Genomic DNA, 17,716 nt, shown 5'->3' with positions numbered 1-17,716 from the left:
GCACCGGGCATGAGGCGCTTCACCCTGCGCACGGGGATCCGCTGGAAGATCACACTCGCCATCGCCGCCGTGGGCGCGCTCACCGCCGTCGCACTGAGCCTGGTGGTGCACAGCGCTGCCCGCGTGTCGATGCTGGAGAGTGCCCGCGAGGTGCAGCTGGACCGCGTGCAGTTCATCTCCCGCAACGCCGAGGCCGGGCGCAAGCCTCCCATGGGCGCCAAGCTCAACGACCCGGAACTGCCCGCGCAGCTGCGGGAGAAGGCGCGCTCCGGGCGGCGCGGGACGTACATCCAGGAGTCCGCGAAGGGGGCGCCCGAGGTGTGGGCCGCGGTGCCGCTCGGCAACGGGCAGGTGCTGTCGCTGCACACGCAGTTCCGCGAGAGCGCCAACATGGTGCGCGACCTGGACCGGGCGCTGGTCGTCGGCTCCCTCGCCGTGGTGATCGGCGGCTCGGCGCTGGGCGTGCTCATCGGCGGGCAGATCTCCCGCCGGCTGCGCAAGGCCGCCGCGGCCGCTCAGCGGGTGGCGCACGGGGATCCCGAGGTGCGGGTACGAGACGCGGTCGGGGGCGTCGTACGGGACGAGACGGACGACCTCGCCCGTGCCGTGGACGCCATGGCCGATGCCCTCCAGCAGCGGCTGGAGGCCGAGCGCCGGGTCACGGCGGACATCGCACACGAGCTGCGGACGCCGGTGACGGGCCTGCTGACGGCCGCGGAACTGCTGCCTCCGGGGCGGCCGACCGAGCTGGTGCGGGACCGGGCGCAGGCGATGCGCGCGCTGGTCGAGGACGTGTTGGAAGTGGCCCGGCTGGACAGCGCGTCCGAGCGTGCGGAGCTCCAGGAAGTGGCACTGGGCGAGTTTGTGAGCCGGCGCGTGAGGGCGCTGATGCCGGAGGCCTCCGTACGGATCGTCGCGGACGAGATCGTCAGCACCGACCCGCGCCGCCTGGAGCGGATCCTGGGCAACCTGCTGGCCAATGCCGCGCGGTACGGGCGCCCGCCGGTCCAGGTCGACGTCGAGGGCCGGGTCGTACGGATCCGGGACCACGGGCCGGGCTTCCCGGAGGCGCTGCTGCGCGAGGGGCCGAGCCGGTTCCGGACCGGGTCGACGGACCGCGCGGGCGTGGGGCACGGGCTGGGGCTGACCATCGCGGAGGGGCAGGCGCGGGTGCTGGGCGCCCGGCTGACCTTCCGCAACGTGGCCGCCCCGGGCGGCTCGGAGCGCGAGGGCGCGGCGGCCGGCGCGGTGGCGGTGCTGTGGCTGCCCGAGCACGCGCCGACGACCACGGGAAGCTTCCCGGTGATCAAACTGCCCCAGGGCTGAGGGCTGTCCCCTGATACCCGGCGGGAAACCGGGCCGGCCGCCGTCCGAGTCAGTCCCGGGCGGTACGGGCCGGGGGGTCGTGACTTAGCATCCGTGGCATGACCGACGGCACGAATCCTCAGAGCAACCCGCAGCCCGAGCCCGCCCCGGGGAGTGGTGGCTACGGGTTCCCGCCGGGACCGCCCGCCCAGGGCGGCTACGGCTTCCCGCCCGGCCCGACGGCGCAGAGCGGCTACGGCTTCCCGCCCGGGGCGCCCGCCCAGGGCGGCGGTGGCTACGGCTATCCGCAGCAGCCCGGGCAGCCGAACCCGTACCAGCAGGGCCCGCACCAGCCGGACCCGTACGCGCAGGACCCGGCGGCGCAGCAGGCCCCGTGGTCCCCGGCCCAGTCGCCGGTGCCCGGCATACCGGGCGGCGATCAGCCGGACTGGGAGGCCCTGGCCGACCGCTCCGCGGCCGAGCGGCGCAAGAAGCGGATGTGGATGCTGGGCGGCGGGGTGACCGTACTGGCGCTGCTGGCCGGTGGCGGAACGTTCTTCCTGCTCAACGGCGACAACGGGAAGCAGGACGGGGCGGACGACAACCCGTCCGCGTCGGCGTCCGCCTCACCGGGCGAGACGTCCGGGTCGAAGTCGCCTGCGCCGTACTCCCCGACCGTCGAGGGCGACGCGACCCTGCTGCGCGACAGCAACGGGAAGATCGGCATCCGGCTGGGCCCCGACACGCAGATCGGGCCGGTGGGCAAGCGGTTCCAGATCATCTCGAAGGGGACGGCGAACGCGTACGCACAGGCCGCCGAGCAGGCGGTGGACGTGTCGAAGAGCTTCACCGTCACGGCTCGCGTCTACAACTCCGCCACCAAGGGCGGGCGGATCGCGGTGAGCCAGGGCGACGGGGAGTCGTTCTCGTTCGAGCTGGGTCTCGACGAGGTGAACGGCAAGCAGGCCTGGATCTTCCGCGTGCAGACGGGCGACAAGGGGGCCGCTGCGACCACGCGGACCGTCGCCGCCGAGGGGCTGCCCATGCTCAAGACCGCCACGACGCTGATGGCGACGTACGACGCCGAGAAGAAGATCATCGCCCTCTACGTGGAGGGCAAGAAGGCCGGCGAGATGCCGGTGCCGGGCATCTGGCAGGCCCCCGGACCGCTCCAGCTGGGGCGGTCCAAGCACCACAACATCTGGATCAACGCGTGGCAGGGGGCCATGCACAACATCCGGACCTACGACTCGGCGTTCTCGCAGGAGCAGGTCACCGCCTACGAGGCGGGCAAGCTCGGCGCGACGACCAAGCCGTCGCACTCCTGGCTGCTCACCTGAGGCGTCAGCCGGTCCGGCCGGGTCAGACGGTGACGCCGGCGTTGCGCAGGAAGGCCACCGGGTTGACGGCCGTGCCGTAGTTCGGGGTGGTCCGGATCTCGAAGTGCAGGTGCGGGCCGCTGGAGTTACCGGTGTTGCCGGACAGGGCGATGTTCTGGTTCACGGCGACCTTCTGGCCGATCCGGACCTTGATCTTCGAGAGGTGCGCGTACTGCGAGTACGTGTTGTTCGCGTGCTTGATCACGACGGCGTTGCCGTACGCGGGGCCGTCGCCGCCGCCGTTGGGGCCCGCCTTGACGACGGTGCCGGCGGCCGCGGCCTTGACCGGGGTGCCGACCGGGACGGCGAAGTCCTGGCCGGAGTGCTTGTGCGACCACATGCTGCCGCCCTTGCCGAAGGTCGCGGACAGCGTGTACTTGGCGACCGGCTTGCCCCAGAGGCTGGTCTTCGCGGCGGCCTTGTCACCCGCGGCCTTCGTGCTCGCGGCCTTGGCGCTCGCGGCCTGGGCGGTGGCCTGCTCGGCCACCAGCTCGGCGGTCCCGGCGAGGGCGGTCTGCGTCGTGTCGGCGAACGCGGCGGTCGTCCCGGCCCCGAGAGCCAGCACCGCACCGAGAGCGGTTACACCGACGGCGATACGGGTACGAGGGGTGTTGACGCGCTTCGCGGACATGAATGAGACCTCCGGGGCCGGGGACAAGGACGGGATCGGGCATCAAGCGACCCGGCACGCTGAGCGGTGTGCCGGGCTTGCCCACCCTTGGTAACCCGCGCCCCCTGACATCCCCAAACCTCCCGATTACTACCGGAGGCCGTAGGTACGGCCGGGGCTGTCCGTCCTGTTGACCGCGTCATTACTGGGCCGGTGGTAGGGCAAATCGGACGTTTGGATCTACGAAAGTTCCTAGTAGGTCCGATTTGCCCTGTGCGGCTTGTCACCGGCCCGGGGCTATTGGATCTTCCCTTCGGACCGAAGACCTGCGACCGACGGCAGCCCGCAACTACGCTCCAGCGTCGTGGACGCATCGGTTGCGGGGATCCGGCTAGCCTCGGGGGTCCTGACCCCCCTCCTCAAGAAGCTCTTCCAGGGGGAGGGCGCGGGCGCAGGCCTGGTGGACCGGCCGGTGCGGCTCTCCTCCTACCTGGCCTGGCGCGAGAAACGCGGCCTCGGCGCCGCCGACCTGCGGCTCCTCGCCGACCGCCTGGTGCGCGAGGCCTTACGGGCCCCGGGCGAGCGCCCGCTCCCACCCGGCGAGGAGGCGGGCGTGGCAGCCGCCCTCGCCGCCACCCTGCACGCGCTGGGCGACCTCACCCTCTCGGACGTGGAGGCGGTCCGCCTCGGACCGCGCGCCTTCGCCCGCGAGCTCCTGGCCGCCGGTCCGCCCCCCGGGCTCTCCCGGGACGCCGAACTGTTCCACGCGCGCCTGTTGGACCTGGCCTGCCTGCACATCCTGAACTTCTTCACCCAGCGCTCCACCTTCGTGGCCGCGACCCTCGTGGAGCAGAGCCGGCTGCACGCCGAGACCATCGCCAAGGTGGACGAGCTCCTCACCCGGATCCCCCGCCAGGACGGGCGGGACGCGGCCTTCGAGGACCGCTACCTGGACTACGTGCCCGGCGCCACAGCGCGCTGACCATCTTCGGCCTGGATCTGGCCCCCGGTTCCTCCCGCTGACCGCTGGACGCGGCGTACGTGTCGCTGGAGGCCGACCGGGTCGCGCCGGACGAGCCGGCAGCGAGCGTCGCCCGCCGGACGCTGCCCGCCGACGCGCTCCTCACCGAGTGCCAGCGGATCATGCTGCGCGGCGAAGCCGGATCCGGCAAGACCACCCTCATCCAGTGGCTGGCCGTCTCCACCGCGCGGGGCCCCGGGGAGGGCCTCGTCCCGTTCGTCCTGCCCCTGCGCGCCCTGACGCGCCACGGCGAGCGGCTGCCCTCCCCGCGCGAGTTCCTGGCCGGCTCCCCGCTGGCCGGGGAGGTCCCCGAGGGCTGGGAGGCCCGCGTCCTGCGCGACGGACGGGCCCTGCTGCTCGTCGACGGCATCGACGAGATCCCGGCGGCCGAGCGGGACCGGGCCCGCGACTGGCTCGCCGACATGATCACCGCCCACCCGGACAACCACTGGCTGGTCACCTCCCGGCCCTCGGCGGTCCGGCAGGACTGGCTGGCCGCGGAAGGCTTCGAGGAGGTGCTCCTCACCCCCATGACCCGGGACCACGTCCGCGCCTTCGTCACCCGCTGGCACGCGGCCGCCGGACCGGTCGACCCGGCCCTGGAGACCCGGCTGCTGGACTCCCTGCGCACCAAGCCGGACCTGGGCCCGGCTGGCCACCAATCCGCTGCTGTGCGGACTCATCTGCGCCCTGCACCGCGAACGGCGCGGGTTCCTGCCCTCGGGCCGCAAGGAGCTCTACACGGCCGCCCTGTCGATGCTGCTGCACCGCCGGGACCGCAGCGGGGCCTGCGCCTGCCGGAGCCGGCCGAGGAGCCGCAGCTCCAGCTGCTCCAGCGGCTCGCGTACTGGCTGATCCGCAACGGCCGTACCGAGCTGGACCGGGCACGCGCCGAGACCCTGATCGCGGACGCGCTGCCCGCCGTACCCGCCGTCCGCGCCCTGGGCGAGGCCCCGGCGGTGTTCCGGCACTTCCTGGAGCGCACCGGCCTCCTGCGGGCGCCCACTGCGGACACCGTCGAGTTCGTCCACCGCACCTTCCAGGACTTCCTGGGTGCCCGGGCCGCCCTGGACGAGGGCGGCCTCGGCGAGCTGGCCGCCCACGCGGACGACGACCACTGGGAGGACGTGATCCGGATGGCGGTGGCCCAGGGCCGCCCCCGGGACCGCGCCGAGATCATCCGGAAGCTGCTGGCCCGCGGCTCGCACCGGTCGGTCCTGCTCGCCCTGGCCTCCCTGGAGTACGCGGCCGAGCTGGACCCCGTACTGCGCGCCGAGGTGGAGCGCCAGGCGGGCCGGCTCGTCCCGCCCACCAGCGTGGGCACGGCGCACGAGCTGGGGCGGATCGGGCCGCCTCGTCCTGGAACTGCTCCCACCGCCCGAGGAATCCCCCGAGGGCGCGGCGGCCCTGTACACGGTCCAGGCCGCGGGCGGGGTGCTCTCGGAGCGCGCGATCCCGTTCCTGGCCGGTTACGGCGGCCACCCCTCCTACGAGGTCCGCGCGGAGCTGACCAGGCTCTGGCCGAGCTTCGAGACCCGCAGGTACGCCGCCGAGGTCAATCGGTGACGCCCGAGCACGCGGGCCCCGTCGGCCTGTCCCGTCACCGCGGGCTGCGGTCCGTCGCCCTCGGGGAGTGCTAAGCCCCACGCCACCCGGGCGAGTGGGAAGAGCTCGCCCTGCTCACGGAGCTGGCCGAGCTGGCCGTACCGGACTCGGCCCTCGGCCTCGCCCCCGACGGCCTGTGCATGCCCTCGGTGGAGGCGCAGCACGTGCCCAGGAACTTGGCCCGTGCCCTGGACCTCGCACGCCGGCTGCCCGCGATCTTCCCCGGCCTGCGCTCACTGAGCCTGGCCGGGAAGTACGACGAGCGGGCCCTCCGCGCCGTGCTGCCCTCGCACATCAGCCTGTCCCGCACGTGAAAAGGGGCGGCCCCGGGACTTCTCGGTCCCGGGGCCGCCCCTTCGTACTGCTACCGCTTCGTACTGCTACCGACTGCGGTGGTCACGCGCCCTTCGACAGGTCCGGGCCGGAGCCCGTGGCCTCGATCGGGGGGAGGTCCGGCAGAGCCGACTTCTCCTCGCCGCGGAAGGTGAACTTGGCGTCGTCGCCCTCACCCTCCTTGCCGACGACCACGATCTGACCGGGACGCAGCTCGCCGAAGAGGATCTTCTCCGACAGCAGGTCCTCGATCTCGCGCTGGATGGTCCGGCGCAGCGGCCGGGCACCCATGATCGGGTCGTAGCCGCGCTTGGCGAGCAGGAGCTTCGCGTCACCGCTCAGCTCGATGCCCATGTCGCGGTCCTTCAGGCGCTCGTCGACCTTCGCGATCATCAGGTCGACGATCTGGATGATGTCTTCCTCGGTGAGCTGGTGGAAGACGACCGTGTCGTCGACGCGGTTGAGGAACTCGGGCCGGAAGTGCTGCTTGAGCTCTTCGTTGACCTTCGCCTTCATCCGCTCGTAGCCGGTCTTGGTGTCGCCCTGAGCCGCGAAGCCCAGGTTGAAGCCCTTCGAGATGTCCCGGGTACCCAGGTTGGTCGTCATGATGATGACCGTGTTCTTGAAGTCCACGACCCGGCCCTGGGAGTCGGTCAGGCGACCGTCCTCCAGGATCTGGAGAAGGGAATTGAAGATATCCGGGTGGGCCTTCTCGACCTCGTCGAAGAGGACGACGGAGAACGGCTTCCGGCGCACCTTCTCGGTGAGCTGGCCGCCCTCTTCGTAGCCCACGTAGCCGGGGGGCGAACCGAAGAGACGGGAAACCGTGTGCTTCTCGCTGAACTCCGACATGTCGAGGGAGATCAGCGCGTCCTCGTCGCCGAAGAGGAATTCGGCGAGCGTCTTGGAGAGCTCGGTCTTACCGACACCGGACGGACCGGCGAAGATGAACGAGCCACCCGGGCGCTTCGGGTCCTTCAGACCCGCACGGGTACGGCGGATCGCCTGCGAGAGCGCCTTGATGGCGTCCTTCTGGCCGATGACCCGACGGTGGAGCTCGTCCTCCATGCGGAGCAGTCGCGAGGACTCCTCCTCGGTGAGCTTGAAGACGGGAATGCCGGTCGCGGTCGCGAGGACCTCGGCGATGAGCTCGCCGTCGACCTCGGCGACGACGTCCATGTCGCCGGCCTTCCATTCCTTCTCGCGCTTGGCCTTCGCCGCCAGCAGCTGCTTCTCCTTGTCGCGGAGAGACGCCGCCTTCTCGAAGTCCTGGGAGTCGATGGCCGACTCCTTGTCGCGGCGCACGGCCGCGATCTTCTCGTCGAACTCGCGGAGGTCCGGCGGCGCGGTCATCCGGCGGATGCGCATCCGGGAGCCGGCCTCGTCGATCAGGTCGATCGCCTTGTCCGGGAGGAAGCGGTCCGAGATGTACCTGTCCGCCAGCGTCGCCGCCTGGACGAGGGCCTCGTCCGTGATGGAGACGCGGTGGTGGGCCTCGTAGCGGTCGCGCAGGCCCTTGAGGATCTCGATCGTGTGGGGGAGGGAAGGCTCCGCCACCTGGATCGGCTGGAAGCGGCGCTCGAGGGCCGCGTCCTTCTCGAGGTGCTTGCGGTACTCGTCCAGCGTCGTGGCACCGATGGTCTGGAGCTCACCACGGGCCAGCATGGGCTTGAGGATGCTGGCGGCGTCGATCGCGCCCTCGGCGGCACCCGCACCCACAAGGGTGTGGAGCTCGTCGATGAACAGGATGATGTCGCCGCGGGTGCGGATCTCCTTGAGCACCTTCTTCAGGCGCTCCTCGAAGTCACCGCGGTAGCGGGAACCGGCGACCAGGGCACCCAGGTCAAGCGTGTAGAGGTGCTTGTCCTTGAGGGTCTCGGGGACCTCGCCCTTGACGATCGCCTGGGCCAGGCCCTCGACGACGGCGGTCTTGCCGACGCCGGGCTCGCCGATGAGGACCGGGTTGTTCTTGGTACGGCGGGACAGCACCTGCATGACCCGCTCGATCTCCTTCTCGCGCCCGATGACCGGGTCGAGCTTGGATTCGCGGGCCGCCTGGGTGAGGTTGCGGCCGAACTGGTCCAGGACGAGCGAGGTCGAGGGAGTGCCCTCGGCCGGGCCGCCGGCCGTGGCCGACTCCTTGCCTCCGCCGGTGTAGCCGGAGAGCAGCTGGATGACCTGCTGCCGGACTCGGTTGAGATCGGCGCCCAGCTTCACGAGGACCTGGGCGGCGACGCCCTCGCCCTCGCGGATCAGGCCGAGCAGGATGTGCTCGGTGCCGATGTAGTTGTGGCCGAGCTGGAGGGCCTCTCGGAGCGAAAGCTCCAGGACCTTCTTCGCCCGCGGGGTGAAGGGGATGTGGCCGGACGGGGCCTGCTGCCCCTGACCGATGATCTCCTCAACCTGCTGGCGAACAGCCTCGAGCGAAATCCCGAGGCTCTCCAGGGCCTTAGCGGCGACACCCTCACCCTCGTGGATCAAGCCCAGGAGGATGTGCTCGGTGCCGATGTAGTTGTGGTTGAGCATCCGGGCTTCTTCCTGAGCCAGGACGACAACCCGCCGCGCGCGGTCGGTGAACCTCTCGAACATCGTTTATCGCTCCTCAGAGCGGTCGGGCAGTTCGGGGTCGGTCCCCGCCCTGTCCTTCCGCATGCTAGTCCCGCGGGGCGGGACAGCTCATTCCAACTGCCGACATCCGTCCACGGCTCACCCCCACATCTGCGAGGAAAACCGGCTTGAAGAGCCGACTACTGCTCCAACCCGATGGTGCGAGACGATGTTCCCGCAGGCCAGGCAGATACCCGTCATGCGTGTACGCCGATGGCGAACGGAAGCCCGTCAAATCAGCGTGTCGCCCCGATCCACTAGGAATGTCTTACCCGTAAGGACTGACACTCCATGCCGGTGGCACCGGTTCCCTCCGCTAAGGGCGAACACACTTCCGTCCCGAATGTGGGACTCCACCCCTGCGGATGTTTACGTTCCGCATTGAAACGGATGCCGTGTGTCACATCGACCGTAACCCCGGCCGTAACCCGGAGCCGTGCGGGGAGTTGCTCCGGACATGGTCCTCAGCACCGTTGGCGCCCCCACCGTCCCGCTGCCCCGCGTCCCGGCCGAGGAGGCCGCGTACGCCTCCTGGTACCAGCGGGTGCTCGGCTGGACCGTCACGGGCGGCCCGCCGGTCCAGCTCGTCACGGGGACCCGGTTCGACGTACTGGAGCTGCCGTCCGACGCGGGGGCGGCGCTGCTGGACAGGCCCGTCGTCACCGGGCCGGTGGCCCTCATGGGGCGCCGGATGCGGTTCCTGGTGGCCGCGGGGAGCGCAGAGGAGCTGGAGGGGCTGCTCGACTGGCTGGACTGGGGCGGGGTCGCCCTGGATCTCGCCGCCCTGGGTGCGGGTGGCCGGATCACCGCCCCCGCTCCCCCCGGACAGGCCCCGGACCCTCGGGGAGCCGCCGTGTGGCTGCGACCCCCCGAGCAGGGGTGTGAGGCACTGCTGCCCGCCCTGCCGGGCCTCGGGGAGGGCACCGGGCCCACCCGTCGACCCGATCTCGTACGCCTGGTGGCCGCCGCGGCGACGGAATGCCACCGCGCCCGCCTTCGGCGCCGCACGATCCGGTCCGGTCAGCCCTTGGCCTTCTCGTAGGCCTCGCGGATCTCGGCCGGGACGCGGCCGCGGTCGTTCACGTTGTAACCGTTCTCCTTCGCCCACGCGCGGATCTCGGCGGTGTCCGGGTTACCGGCCGTCGCGGAGGCGCGGCCCTTGGCGCGGGCCGCGGTGGCGCGCCCACCGGTGCGGCGGCCGCCCTTGGTGTACGGGTCGAGCAGACCGCGGAGCTTTTCAGCGTTGGCGGTGGTGAGGTCGATCTCGTAGGTCTTGCCGTCCAGAGCGAACGTCACCGTCTCGTCCGCCTCGCCACCGTCGAGGTCGTCGACAAGAAGGACCTGAACCTTCTGTGCCACCGGGATTTCCTTTCATCGAAAAGCAGTACGCGGAAAGGAAACCGCTTTTGCCTGGAAAACACAAACCCCCGGCGAGAGGTTCGAGACCGCAACAGGGCGGGAAACGTGCGCGATTCGGACATAGGCCACAGGCGGGCGGAGCGCCGGAAAAGCCGCGGTGATCGTTCAGAGGTGCAGAAGCATCCGGCTGTTGCCCAAGGTGTTCGGCTTCACTCGTTCGAGACCGAGGAACTCGGCGACACCCTCGTCATAGGAACGCAGGAGCTCCATGTAGACATCGGTCTCGACCGGGGTCTCACCGATCTCGACGAAGCCGTGCTTCGCGAAGAAGTCCACTTCGAAGGTGAGGCAGAAAACCCGGCTCACCCCGAGCGTGCGGGCCGTCCGCAACAACTGCTCCAGCACCTGATGGCCGACGCCGGCGCCCTTCAAGTCGCGGTCGACCGCGAGAGTGCGTACTTCGGCGAGGTCTTCCCACATCACGTGGAGAGCTCCGCAGCCGACGACCTGGCCGTCGGAGTCGCGTTCCGCGACCCAGAACTCCTGGATGTCCTCGTAAAGGACGACCGGGGCTTTGTCGAGCAGGATCCGCTGCTGCACGTACTGGTCGAGCAGGCGCCGCAGCGCGGGAACATCACCGGTGCGGGCACGGCGGATCGTCACTGTTTCTGCATGCGCAGCGGAAAACTCTCCCATGGCCCCGGACGTTATCGCCCCGGCGCGTCCGGACGCTCGGTGGAGTCCCCCTCGGCTTCGGCCGGCGCGGGGGCTTCGGGCGCGGCCGCCGCCCCGGCGGCGGACTCGGCGGACTCGGACGCCTCGGCGGCCTCGTCATCGTGCTGGACGATTCGGACGGCGTCCCGGAGGGCTTCCCGCTGTTCCGCGGACATCATGCCGAAGAAGGCGACGAGAGCGGCCGCGGGGTTGTCGCTCGTCGACCAGGCTTCGTTCATCAGTGCGGCCGAGTAGGCGGCACGGGTCGAGACCGCCGTATATCGATAGGCGCGGCCTTCCGCTTCCCGGCGGACCCAGCCCTTCTGATGAAGATTGTCCATAACGGTCATGACCGTGGTGTACGCGATGGACCGTTCCTGCTGAAGGTCTTCCAGCACTTCTCGAACGGTGACCGGGCGGTTCCACTGCCACACCCGCGTCATCACGGCGTCTTCGAGTTCTCCCAGGGGGCGAGGCACAACAGCACGATAGTGCGGCTTGTGGGTAATTGCCCGACTATTCGCTCGCCCGCGCGCAAAAAAACCGGGCGCGGAGCCCGAGGCCCTGCGCCCGATACCCGAAGGGTTCTACTTCTGAGGCTGGCGGGTGGCCTCGGCCCGGGCGATCACGGCGTCGACCGCCGCGTCCTCCTTGGCCTTGTTGGCGCCGCCCTGGCTCTTCACGATCGTCACGACGAGAGCGATGAAGAACGCGGCCATCACGACGGGGGGCACGAGCGCGGAGACGTAGTCCATGTCCTCAGCGTAGCTACATGGCGGCGCGCTCGGCCGCCGGGGGCGGGGTGGGCTTGCGGCGCGGCGGGAACACCTCGCCGGGCGTCGGGACGGGCCGCCCGGGCTGTGGGGGGCGCGGCGGCTCCTTGGGCTGGGGCGCCGGGCGGTCCGGCTGCCCGTCCCGTCCGCCGGCCAGGGCCAGCAGCCGGGTCCGGGGCGCGGGGGCGGTCGAAAGCCGCCGGCGTACGGAGCGCTCCGCGACGGCCTGGGCGCGGTCCAGCAGCGCGGCCGCGACCGGGTTGGCGCGCAGGGCGCGGAGTGCGGCGAGGTCGTCGGGTACGGGCTCGTAACCGGCGGCGAGGGCGTCCTGCAGGAGTTCCAGGTAGCCGGAGAGGCTGCCCGGCAGAGCGCCCCGGTAGCGGGCCAGATCCTCGACGAGGAAGGCTCTGAGCCGGGCCGCCTCCTGGACCACGTCGTCCACCGACTGCGCGAGGCGCAGGCAGTCCTGGACCTCCTCGGCCGCGAGGGGAACCGAGGAGGACTGAAGGGCGTGGGCGAGCGAGCGCCTGAGCACGTGCAGCTCAGCGGCACTGAACGCCATGCCGCCGCGGGATCCGTAGGGCGTGGGCATGGGCCGAAGATACGCGCTAATCGGACAAAATCCCCTGAGGGTGAGCGGTCTCGGCGCGGCGGGTCCCTCAGCCGGTCTCTTTGACCGCGCGGAGGAATTCGGTCCAGGCGGCCTGGGTCGTGGCGAGGACCAGGTGCGCGGGGTCGGCGTGGTCGGCGACGCGCACCAGGGTGCCGGGTGCGGCGGAGACGTAGACGCAGGCGTCTTCCTCTCCGCAGAACGAGGACTTCTGCCACGTGGGCTGAGCGGTCATGGTGTCTCCTCCGGGCACGGTCGCCGGTCATTCCGTGGAGACGTTATCTCCGTGACCGGCCCGGACCCGTGACTTCCCGGTAATTCGGAGTTTCGCACCACTGGCCTTACGGGTGCGCGCGGGGGCCGCTGCGCGGAGCTGGTCCCCGCCCCGCCCCTTCTCCGTTTTCCCGGGGCTCCGCCCCCGGACCCCGCGATCGCGCGCGGCGCTCAAAGACCCGGGGCTCCGCCCCAGACCCCGCGCCTCGAACGCCGACGGGGCTGGGTTTGGCCTCGAACGCCGGTCGGGCTCACACGCGGCTCACAGGCGGGCCGTGAATTCCGATACCGCCGAGGTCACGTCCGACGGGGTCCAGGACAGGCCCGGGGTCGTGACTTCGATCTCGGTCATCGACACACCTGGTGTGGACGTCGGGGACCAGCGGCGGAACAGGACCCGGCCCGTCTCCTCCGCCGTGCGGACGCCCGCCTCGGTCAGCCGGTCCGCCTCGTACGGCAGCCACACCTGGAACTGGTGCGTGTGCGGCTCTTCCGGGTTGATCCGGAACCAGGGGATCCCCGACGCGGTGAGCGCCGGGCCCAGCGCGGCCGCCACCAGCCGCGCCTGCGCGACGTACGACGGCAGCCGCGGAAGTTCCCCCTCCAGCCCGGCCAGCGCCGCGAGGGCCTGCGGGAACTGGCGGAAGACCTGGCCCCCGTACCGGTGTCGCCAGACCCTGGTCTCCTCCACGAAGCCCCGGGCCCCGGCCAGGGCCGCCCCGCTCAGCCCGCCGAGCGACTTGTAGAACGAGACGTAGACCGAGTCGGCCAGCCCCGCGATCTCCGTCAGCGGGCGGCCGAAATGGACCGTGGACTCCCACAGCCGGGCCCCGTCGAAGTGCACCACCGCCTCCCGGTCCCGGGCCGCGCCGACCAGCTCCTCCAGTTCCTCCCACGTCGGCAGGAGGAAGCCCGCGTCCCGCAGGGGCAGCTCGAGCATCAGCGTGCCGAACGGCTCCGCGAGACCGGAGACCTCCGCCGCCGACGGCTGGCGGGCCTCCGTCGTCGGGTGCGCCACCCGGAGCCCGGAGACCGTCGAGAGCGCGCCCCCCTCCCAGCGCTCCGGATGGCTCATCGGGTGCAGCGCCACCACCGGGTTCCCGGTCCGCCCGGCCCAGCACCGCAGCGCGACCTGCTGCGCCATCGTCCCGGTCGGGAAGAACGCCGCGTCCTCGGTGCCCAGCAGCTCCGCGACACGCCGCTCCAGTACGTCGACGATCCCGTCGCCGTACACGTCGGCGGGCTGGTCCATGTCGTACGGGGCCCCGGCGAGCGGGGCAAGCAGCTCCGCCATCGTGGGCTCACGCAGGGAGCCGGAGAGCTTGCGCTCCGCCGCCCGCCAGGCCGCCACCTGCCGCTTGTCCCGCTCGGTGTCCTCATCCATGGCCCGAATCATCGCCGACCGGCCAAAGGGCCCAGGGGCTAGCATGGCGGCGTATCGTCCGGTACCCCCCGCGGACTGGAACGGAAGGCCCTCCCCGCGTGAACCCAACACAGCAGCCACGCCCTGCCCGGCTGGCGGTCGGCGTCGTCGGAGCCGGCCGGGTCGGCCCCGCGCTGGCCCGCGCGCTCCAGCAGGCCGGACACCGGCCCGTCGCCGTCTCCGGCGTCTCCGACGCCTCGGTGCGCCGCGCCGCGCGGATGCTGCCCGACGTGCCCCTCGTCCCACCGGCACAGGTGTTCGAGCTCGCCGACCTGGTCCTCCTCACGGTGCCGGACGACGCGCTGCCGTCCCTCGTCGAGGGGCTCGCCGAGACCGGTGCGATCCGGCCGGGACAGCTCCTCGTCCACACCTCCGGGCGGTACGGGACCTCCGTGCTCGACCCGGCCCGGCGCGCGGGCGCGCTGCCCCTGGCCCTGCACCCCGCGATGACCTTCACCGGTACCGAGGTCGACGTGCAGCGCCTGGCCGGCTGCTCCTTCGGCGTGACCGCCCCCCCGGAGCTGCGGCTCGCCGCCGAGGCCCTGGTCATCGAGATGGGCGGGGAGCCCGAGTGGATCGCGGAGGACGACCGCCCGCTCTACCACGCGGCCCTCGCCCTCGGCGCGAACCACCTGGTCACCCTGGTCGCCCAGTCGATGGAGCTGCTGCGCATGGCCGGGGTCGAGCACCCCGACCGGATGCTCGGCCCGCTGCTCGGCGCCGCCCTCGACAACGCGCTGCGCTCCGGTGACGCCGCCCTGACCGGGCCGGTGGCCCGCGGCGACGCCGGCACGGTCGCCGCGCACGTCTCGGAGCTGCGCAAGCACGCGCCCGGCACGGTCGCCGGATACCTGGCCATGGCCCGCACCACCGCCGACCGGGCCCTCGCGCACGGTCTGCTCAAGCCCGAGCTCGCCGAGGACCTGCTCGGCGTCCTCGCGGACGAGGACGGCGACGCCCGATGAGCGAACCCCTGCTGCTGCACACCGCCGAGGAGCTCCACGGGCTCCCGCGCACCGGCCGCCGGGCCGTGGTGATGACCATGGGCGCCCTGCACGAGGGCCACGCCACCCTCATCCGCACCGCCCGCGAACAGGCCGGCCCCGGCGGGCAGGTCGTCGTCACCGTCTTCGTCAATCCCCTGCAGTTCGGGGCGAACGAGGACCTCGACCGCTACCCGCGCACCCTCGACGCCGACCGGCGGATCGCCCAAGAAGCGGGAGCCGACGCGGTGTTCGCCCCCGCCGTCGACGAGGTCTACCCTGGCGGCGACCCGCAGGTGCGGATCAGCGCCGGCCCCATGGGCGAGCGCCTCGAAGGGGCCACCCGCCCCGGCCACTTCGACGGCATGCTGACCGTCGTCGCCAAGCTGCTCCACCTCACCCGCCCCGACCTGGCCCTCTTCGGCCAGAAGGACGCGCAGCAACTGGCCCTGATCCGGCGCATGGTGACCGACCTGAACTTCCCCGTCGAGGTGGTCGGCGTACCGACCGTCCGCGAGGAGGACGGGCTGGCGCTGTCGTCCCGCAACCGCTACCTCTCCCCCGCCGAGCGGCGCACCGCCCTGGCCCTGTCCCGCGCCCTGTTCGCCGGACGCGACCGGCTCGCCGCGCAGGCGGCGCTGCGGGCCCGCGCCGAGGCCGCCCCGGCCAGCGACGAGCGGGCCAGCGCGCTGGCGAAGCTCGGCGAGATCCGCGCCTCGGCGGACGCGCACGCCGTGTCGGCGGCGGGCTGCGGGCTGCCGGACGCCGTACGGGCCGCGGCGCAGCACATCCTGGAGGAGGCGGGCCGGCACGAGCCGCCGCTCCAGCTGGACTATGTGGCGCTGGTGGACCCGCAGGACTTCACCGAGGCCGGTTCCGGGTTCACCGGGCAGGCCGTCCTGGCCGTCGCCGCGAAGGTCGGCACGACCCGGCTGATCGACAACATCCCACTGGAATTCGGAGCACATTCGTGAGCACCCCAGGCAGAGACCCCCGGTCGGGCGGCGCAGGCACCGGCATACGGCTGCACGCACCCGCCCCCGGCTGGTCCGTCGACGCCGACGTCGTGGTCGTCGGCTCGGGCGTCGCCGGGCTGACCGCCGCGCTGCGCTGCGCCGCCGCCGGCCGCCGTACGGTCGTGGTCACCAAGGCACGGCTCGACGACGGCTCCACCCGCTGGGCCCAGGGCGGGATCGCCGCGGCCCTCGGCGAGGGCGACACCCCCGAGCAGCACCTGGACGACACCCTGGTCGCGGGCGCGGGCCTGTGCGACGAGGCCGCCGTCCGGCTCCTCGTCACCGAGGGCCCGGACGCCGTCCGCCGGCTGATCGCCACCGGCGCCGTCTTCGACACCTCCACCGAGACCGGCGAGATAGAGCTGACCCGAGAGGGCGGCCACCACCGCCGCCGGATCGCGCACGCGGGCGGCGACGCCACCGGAGCGGAGATCTCCCGGGCGCTGGTCGAAGCCGTGCAGGCCGCGGGGATCCGTACGGTCGAGAACGCGCTCGTACTGGACCTGCTCCAGGACGTGCAGGGCCGTACCGCCGGTGTCACGCTGCACGTCATGGGCGAGGGCCAGCACGACGGGGTCGGCGCCGTCCACGCGCCCGCCGTGATCCTCGCGACCGGCGGCATGGGCCAGGTCTTCTCCGCCACCACCAACCCGTCGGTGTCGACGGGCGACGGGGTGGCGCTCGCACTGCGCGCCGGGGCCGAGGTCTCGGACCTGGAGTTCGTCCAGTTCCACCCCACGGTGCTCTTCCTCGGCCCGGACGCCGAGGGACAGCAGCCCCTGGTGTCGGAGGCGGTGCGCGGCGAGGGCGCGTACCTCGTCGACGCGGACGGCGTCCGCTTCATGCTGGGCCGGCACGAGCTCGCGGAGCTGGCCCCGCGCGACATCGTCGCCAAGGGCATCATGCGCCGCATGCAGGAGCAGGGCGCGCGGCACATGTACCTGGACGCCCGGCACTTCGGCGCCGAGATGTGGGAGCAGCGCTTCCCGACCATCCTCGCCTCCTGCCGCGCGCACGGCATCGACCCGGTGACCGAGCCGATCCCGGTCGCACCTGCCGCGCACTACGCGTCCGGCGGCGTACGGACCGACCTGCACGGGCGCACCACCGTCCCCGGCCTGTACGCGTGCGGCGAGGTCGCCTGCACCGGTGTGCACGGCGCGAACCGGCTGGCCTCCAACTCCCTGCTGGAGGGCCTGGTCTTCGCCGAGAGGATCGCCGACGACATCACCGCGCAGGCGCGCACCGGCAACGGCCCTGGCATACCGGTCCCCTCGACCGGCCCGCTGCAGCCCGCCGAGGCGCGGTACGAGATCCAGCGGATCATGACGGACGGCGCGGGCGTGCTGCGCTCGGCCGAGTCGCTGCGTACGGCCGCCGAGGCGCTCGAAGGCCTGTACGCCACCGCCCTGAACAACCTCGAAGCGCACGGCAAGACCGCCGAACCGGGGGTGGACACCTGGGAGGCCACGAACCTGTTGTGCGTGGCCCGGGTGCTGGTCGCCGCCGCGCAGCGGCGCGTGGAGACCCGCGGCTGCCACTGGCGCGAAGACCATCCGGACCGGGACGACGCCGCCTGGCGCCGCCATCTCGTCGTCCGGCTCTCGGCGACCGAGAAGCGCGCCCTGGTCGTCGTCCCCACCGACTCCGCGGACTTCCCGTCCGTGCACGTCCCCCCGAGTACCCAGAGCCTGGAGCAGTGACC

At 72.1% G+C, this 17,716-nt stretch carries 18 protein-coding genes; 9 read left to right on the top strand and 9 right to left on the bottom strand.

The genetic code is table 11. The annotated features are described in order from the left end of the window. The first annotated feature begins 9 nt into the window (after window positions 1-9). Together cseC and AB0D48_RS13600 are read left to right on the top strand one after the other, a co-directional pair. Window positions 10-1,326, top strand: coding sequence for a two-component system sensor histidine kinase CseC (gene cseC, locus AB0D48_RS13605; protein WP_362394886.1), 1,317 nt, complete (start codon window positions 10-12; stop codon window positions 1,324-1,326). A 98-nt stretch (window positions 1,327-1,424) separates the two neighbouring features. Beyond that, window positions 1,425-2,645 (top strand): LamG-like jellyroll fold domain-containing protein, encoded by a 1,221-nt coding sequence (locus tag AB0D48_RS13600; protein WP_362394883.1) that lies wholly within the window; start codon window positions 1,425-1,427, stop codon window positions 2,643-2,645. Window positions 2,646-2,667: 22 nt separating this feature from the next. Here the strand turns inward: AB0D48_RS13600 and AB0D48_RS13595 are convergent, their stop codons facing one another. After that, window positions 2,668-3,315, bottom strand: a complete 648-nt coding sequence (locus AB0D48_RS13595) for a M23 family metallopeptidase (protein ID WP_362394880.1) — start codon at window positions 3,313-3,315, stop codon at window positions 2,668-2,670. A gap of 343 nt (window positions 3,316-3,658) precedes the next feature. Here AB0D48_RS13595 and AB0D48_RS13590 point away from each other — a divergent pair, with 343 nt between their 5' ends. The 3 genes from AB0D48_RS13590 (at window position 3,659) to AB0D48_RS13580 (ending at window position 6,234) form a co-directional block, all read left to right on the top strand. Further along, window positions 3,659-4,276, top strand: coding sequence for a hypothetical protein (locus tag AB0D48_RS13590; RefSeq protein WP_362394877.1), 618 nt, complete (start codon window positions 3,659-3,661; stop codon window positions 4,274-4,276). A 59-nt stretch (window positions 4,277-4,335) separates the two neighbouring features. Beyond that, window positions 4,336-5,955 (top strand): NACHT domain-containing protein, encoded by a 1,620-nt coding sequence (locus AB0D48_RS13585; protein WP_362394874.1) that lies wholly within the window; start codon window positions 4,336-4,338, stop codon window positions 5,953-5,955. A gap of 129 nt (window positions 5,956-6,084) precedes the next feature. Then, window positions 6,085-6,234 (top strand): hypothetical protein, encoded by a 150-nt coding sequence (locus tag AB0D48_RS13580; RefSeq protein WP_362394871.1) that lies wholly within the window; start codon window positions 6,085-6,087, stop codon window positions 6,232-6,234. An 82-nt stretch (window positions 6,235-6,316) separates the two neighbouring features. Here AB0D48_RS13580 and AB0D48_RS13575 read toward each other — a convergent pair whose 3' ends face one another. Then, window positions 6,317-8,842, bottom strand: a complete 2,526-nt coding sequence (locus tag AB0D48_RS13575) for an ATP-dependent Clp protease ATP-binding subunit (protein WP_328926962.1) — start codon at window positions 8,840-8,842, stop codon at window positions 6,317-6,319. A 475-nt stretch (window positions 8,843-9,317) separates the two neighbouring features. Between AB0D48_RS13575 and AB0D48_RS13570 the strand changes: the two genes are divergently transcribed. Then, the gene (locus AB0D48_RS13570; protein WP_362394867.1) at window positions 9,318-9,902 is read left to right on the top strand and encodes an SCO3374 family protein; all 585 of its coding nucleotides are present in this window, start codon (window positions 9,318-9,320) and stop codon (window positions 9,900-9,902) included. Here the strand turns inward: AB0D48_RS13570 and AB0D48_RS13565 are convergent. The 7 genes from AB0D48_RS13565 to AB0D48_RS13535 form a co-directional block, all read right to left on the bottom strand. Beyond that, entirely contained in the window at window positions 9,881-10,219 is a 339-nt protein-coding gene (locus AB0D48_RS13565) for an Lsr2 family protein (protein ID WP_362394864.1), read from the bottom strand. The genes AB0D48_RS13570 and AB0D48_RS13565 overlap by 22 nt on opposite strands. 165 nt (window positions 10,220-10,384) lie before the next feature. Then, window positions 10,385-10,915 carry an amino-acid N-acetyltransferase gene (locus AB0D48_RS13560; RefSeq protein WP_362394861.1) on the bottom strand — a complete coding sequence of 177 codons (531 nt, stop codon included), beginning with the start codon at window positions 10,913-10,915 and terminating at the stop codon, window positions 10,385-10,387. Between the two features lie 11 nt (window positions 10,916-10,926). Next, entirely contained in the window at window positions 10,927-11,412 is a 486-nt protein-coding gene (locus AB0D48_RS13555; protein WP_362394858.1) for a BlaI/MecI/CopY family transcriptional regulator, read from the bottom strand. Window positions 11,413-11,520: 108 nt separating this feature from the next. Next, window positions 11,521-11,688, bottom strand: a complete 168-nt coding sequence (locus AB0D48_RS13550) for a hypothetical protein (protein WP_362394855.1) — start codon at window positions 11,686-11,688, stop codon at window positions 11,521-11,523. A gap of 13 nt (window positions 11,689-11,701) precedes the next feature. Further along, window positions 11,702-12,268 (bottom strand): hypothetical protein, encoded by a 567-nt coding sequence (locus AB0D48_RS13545; protein WP_362394972.1) that lies wholly within the window; start codon window positions 12,266-12,268, stop codon window positions 11,702-11,704. Window positions 12,269-12,365: 97 nt separating this feature from the next. Beyond that, window positions 12,366-12,551 carry a DUF397 domain-containing protein gene (locus tag AB0D48_RS13540; protein ID WP_362394852.1) on the bottom strand — a complete coding sequence of 62 codons (186 nt, stop codon included), beginning with the start codon at window positions 12,549-12,551 and terminating at the stop codon, window positions 12,366-12,368. Window positions 12,552-12,851: 300 nt separating this feature from the next. After that, window positions 12,852-13,973, bottom strand: coding sequence for a beta-eliminating lyase-related protein (locus tag AB0D48_RS13535; protein ID WP_362394849.1), 1,122 nt, complete (start codon window positions 13,971-13,973; stop codon window positions 12,852-12,854). 98 nt (window positions 13,974-14,071) lie between these two features. On the opposite strand from AB0D48_RS13535, the gene AB0D48_RS13530 reads away from it, so the two are divergent. The 3 genes from AB0D48_RS13530 to AB0D48_RS13520 are packed head-to-tail and all read left to right on the top strand — an operon-like array spanning window position 14,072 to window position 17,714. Continuing rightward, a complete protein-coding gene (locus AB0D48_RS13530; RefSeq protein WP_362394847.1) occupies window positions 14,072-14,977 on the top strand; it encodes a DUF2520 domain-containing protein in 906 nt (301 codons plus the stop codon). Then, complete coding sequence (gene panC / locus AB0D48_RS13525) at window positions 14,974-15,969, top strand: pantoate--beta-alanine ligase (protein ID WP_362394844.1); 996 nt, start codon at window positions 14,974-14,976, stop codon at window positions 15,967-15,969. The genes AB0D48_RS13530 and panC overlap by 4 nt, the downstream gene beginning before the upstream one ends. Then, window positions 15,966-17,714, top strand: coding sequence for an L-aspartate oxidase (locus AB0D48_RS13520; RefSeq protein ID WP_362394841.1), 1,749 nt, complete (start codon window positions 15,966-15,968; stop codon window positions 17,712-17,714). Before panC ends, AB0D48_RS13520 begins: the two co-directional genes overlap by 4 nt. Window positions 17,715-17,716: the final 2 nt, after the last annotated feature.

Origin of the sequence: Streptomyces sp. NPDC048269 (assembly GCF_040652395.1) — a bacterium.
Classification (GTDB): domain Bacteria; phylum Actinomycetota; class Actinomycetes; order Streptomycetales; family Streptomycetaceae; genus Streptomyces.
This window is presented reverse-complemented; position numbering and strand designations above follow the sequence as displayed.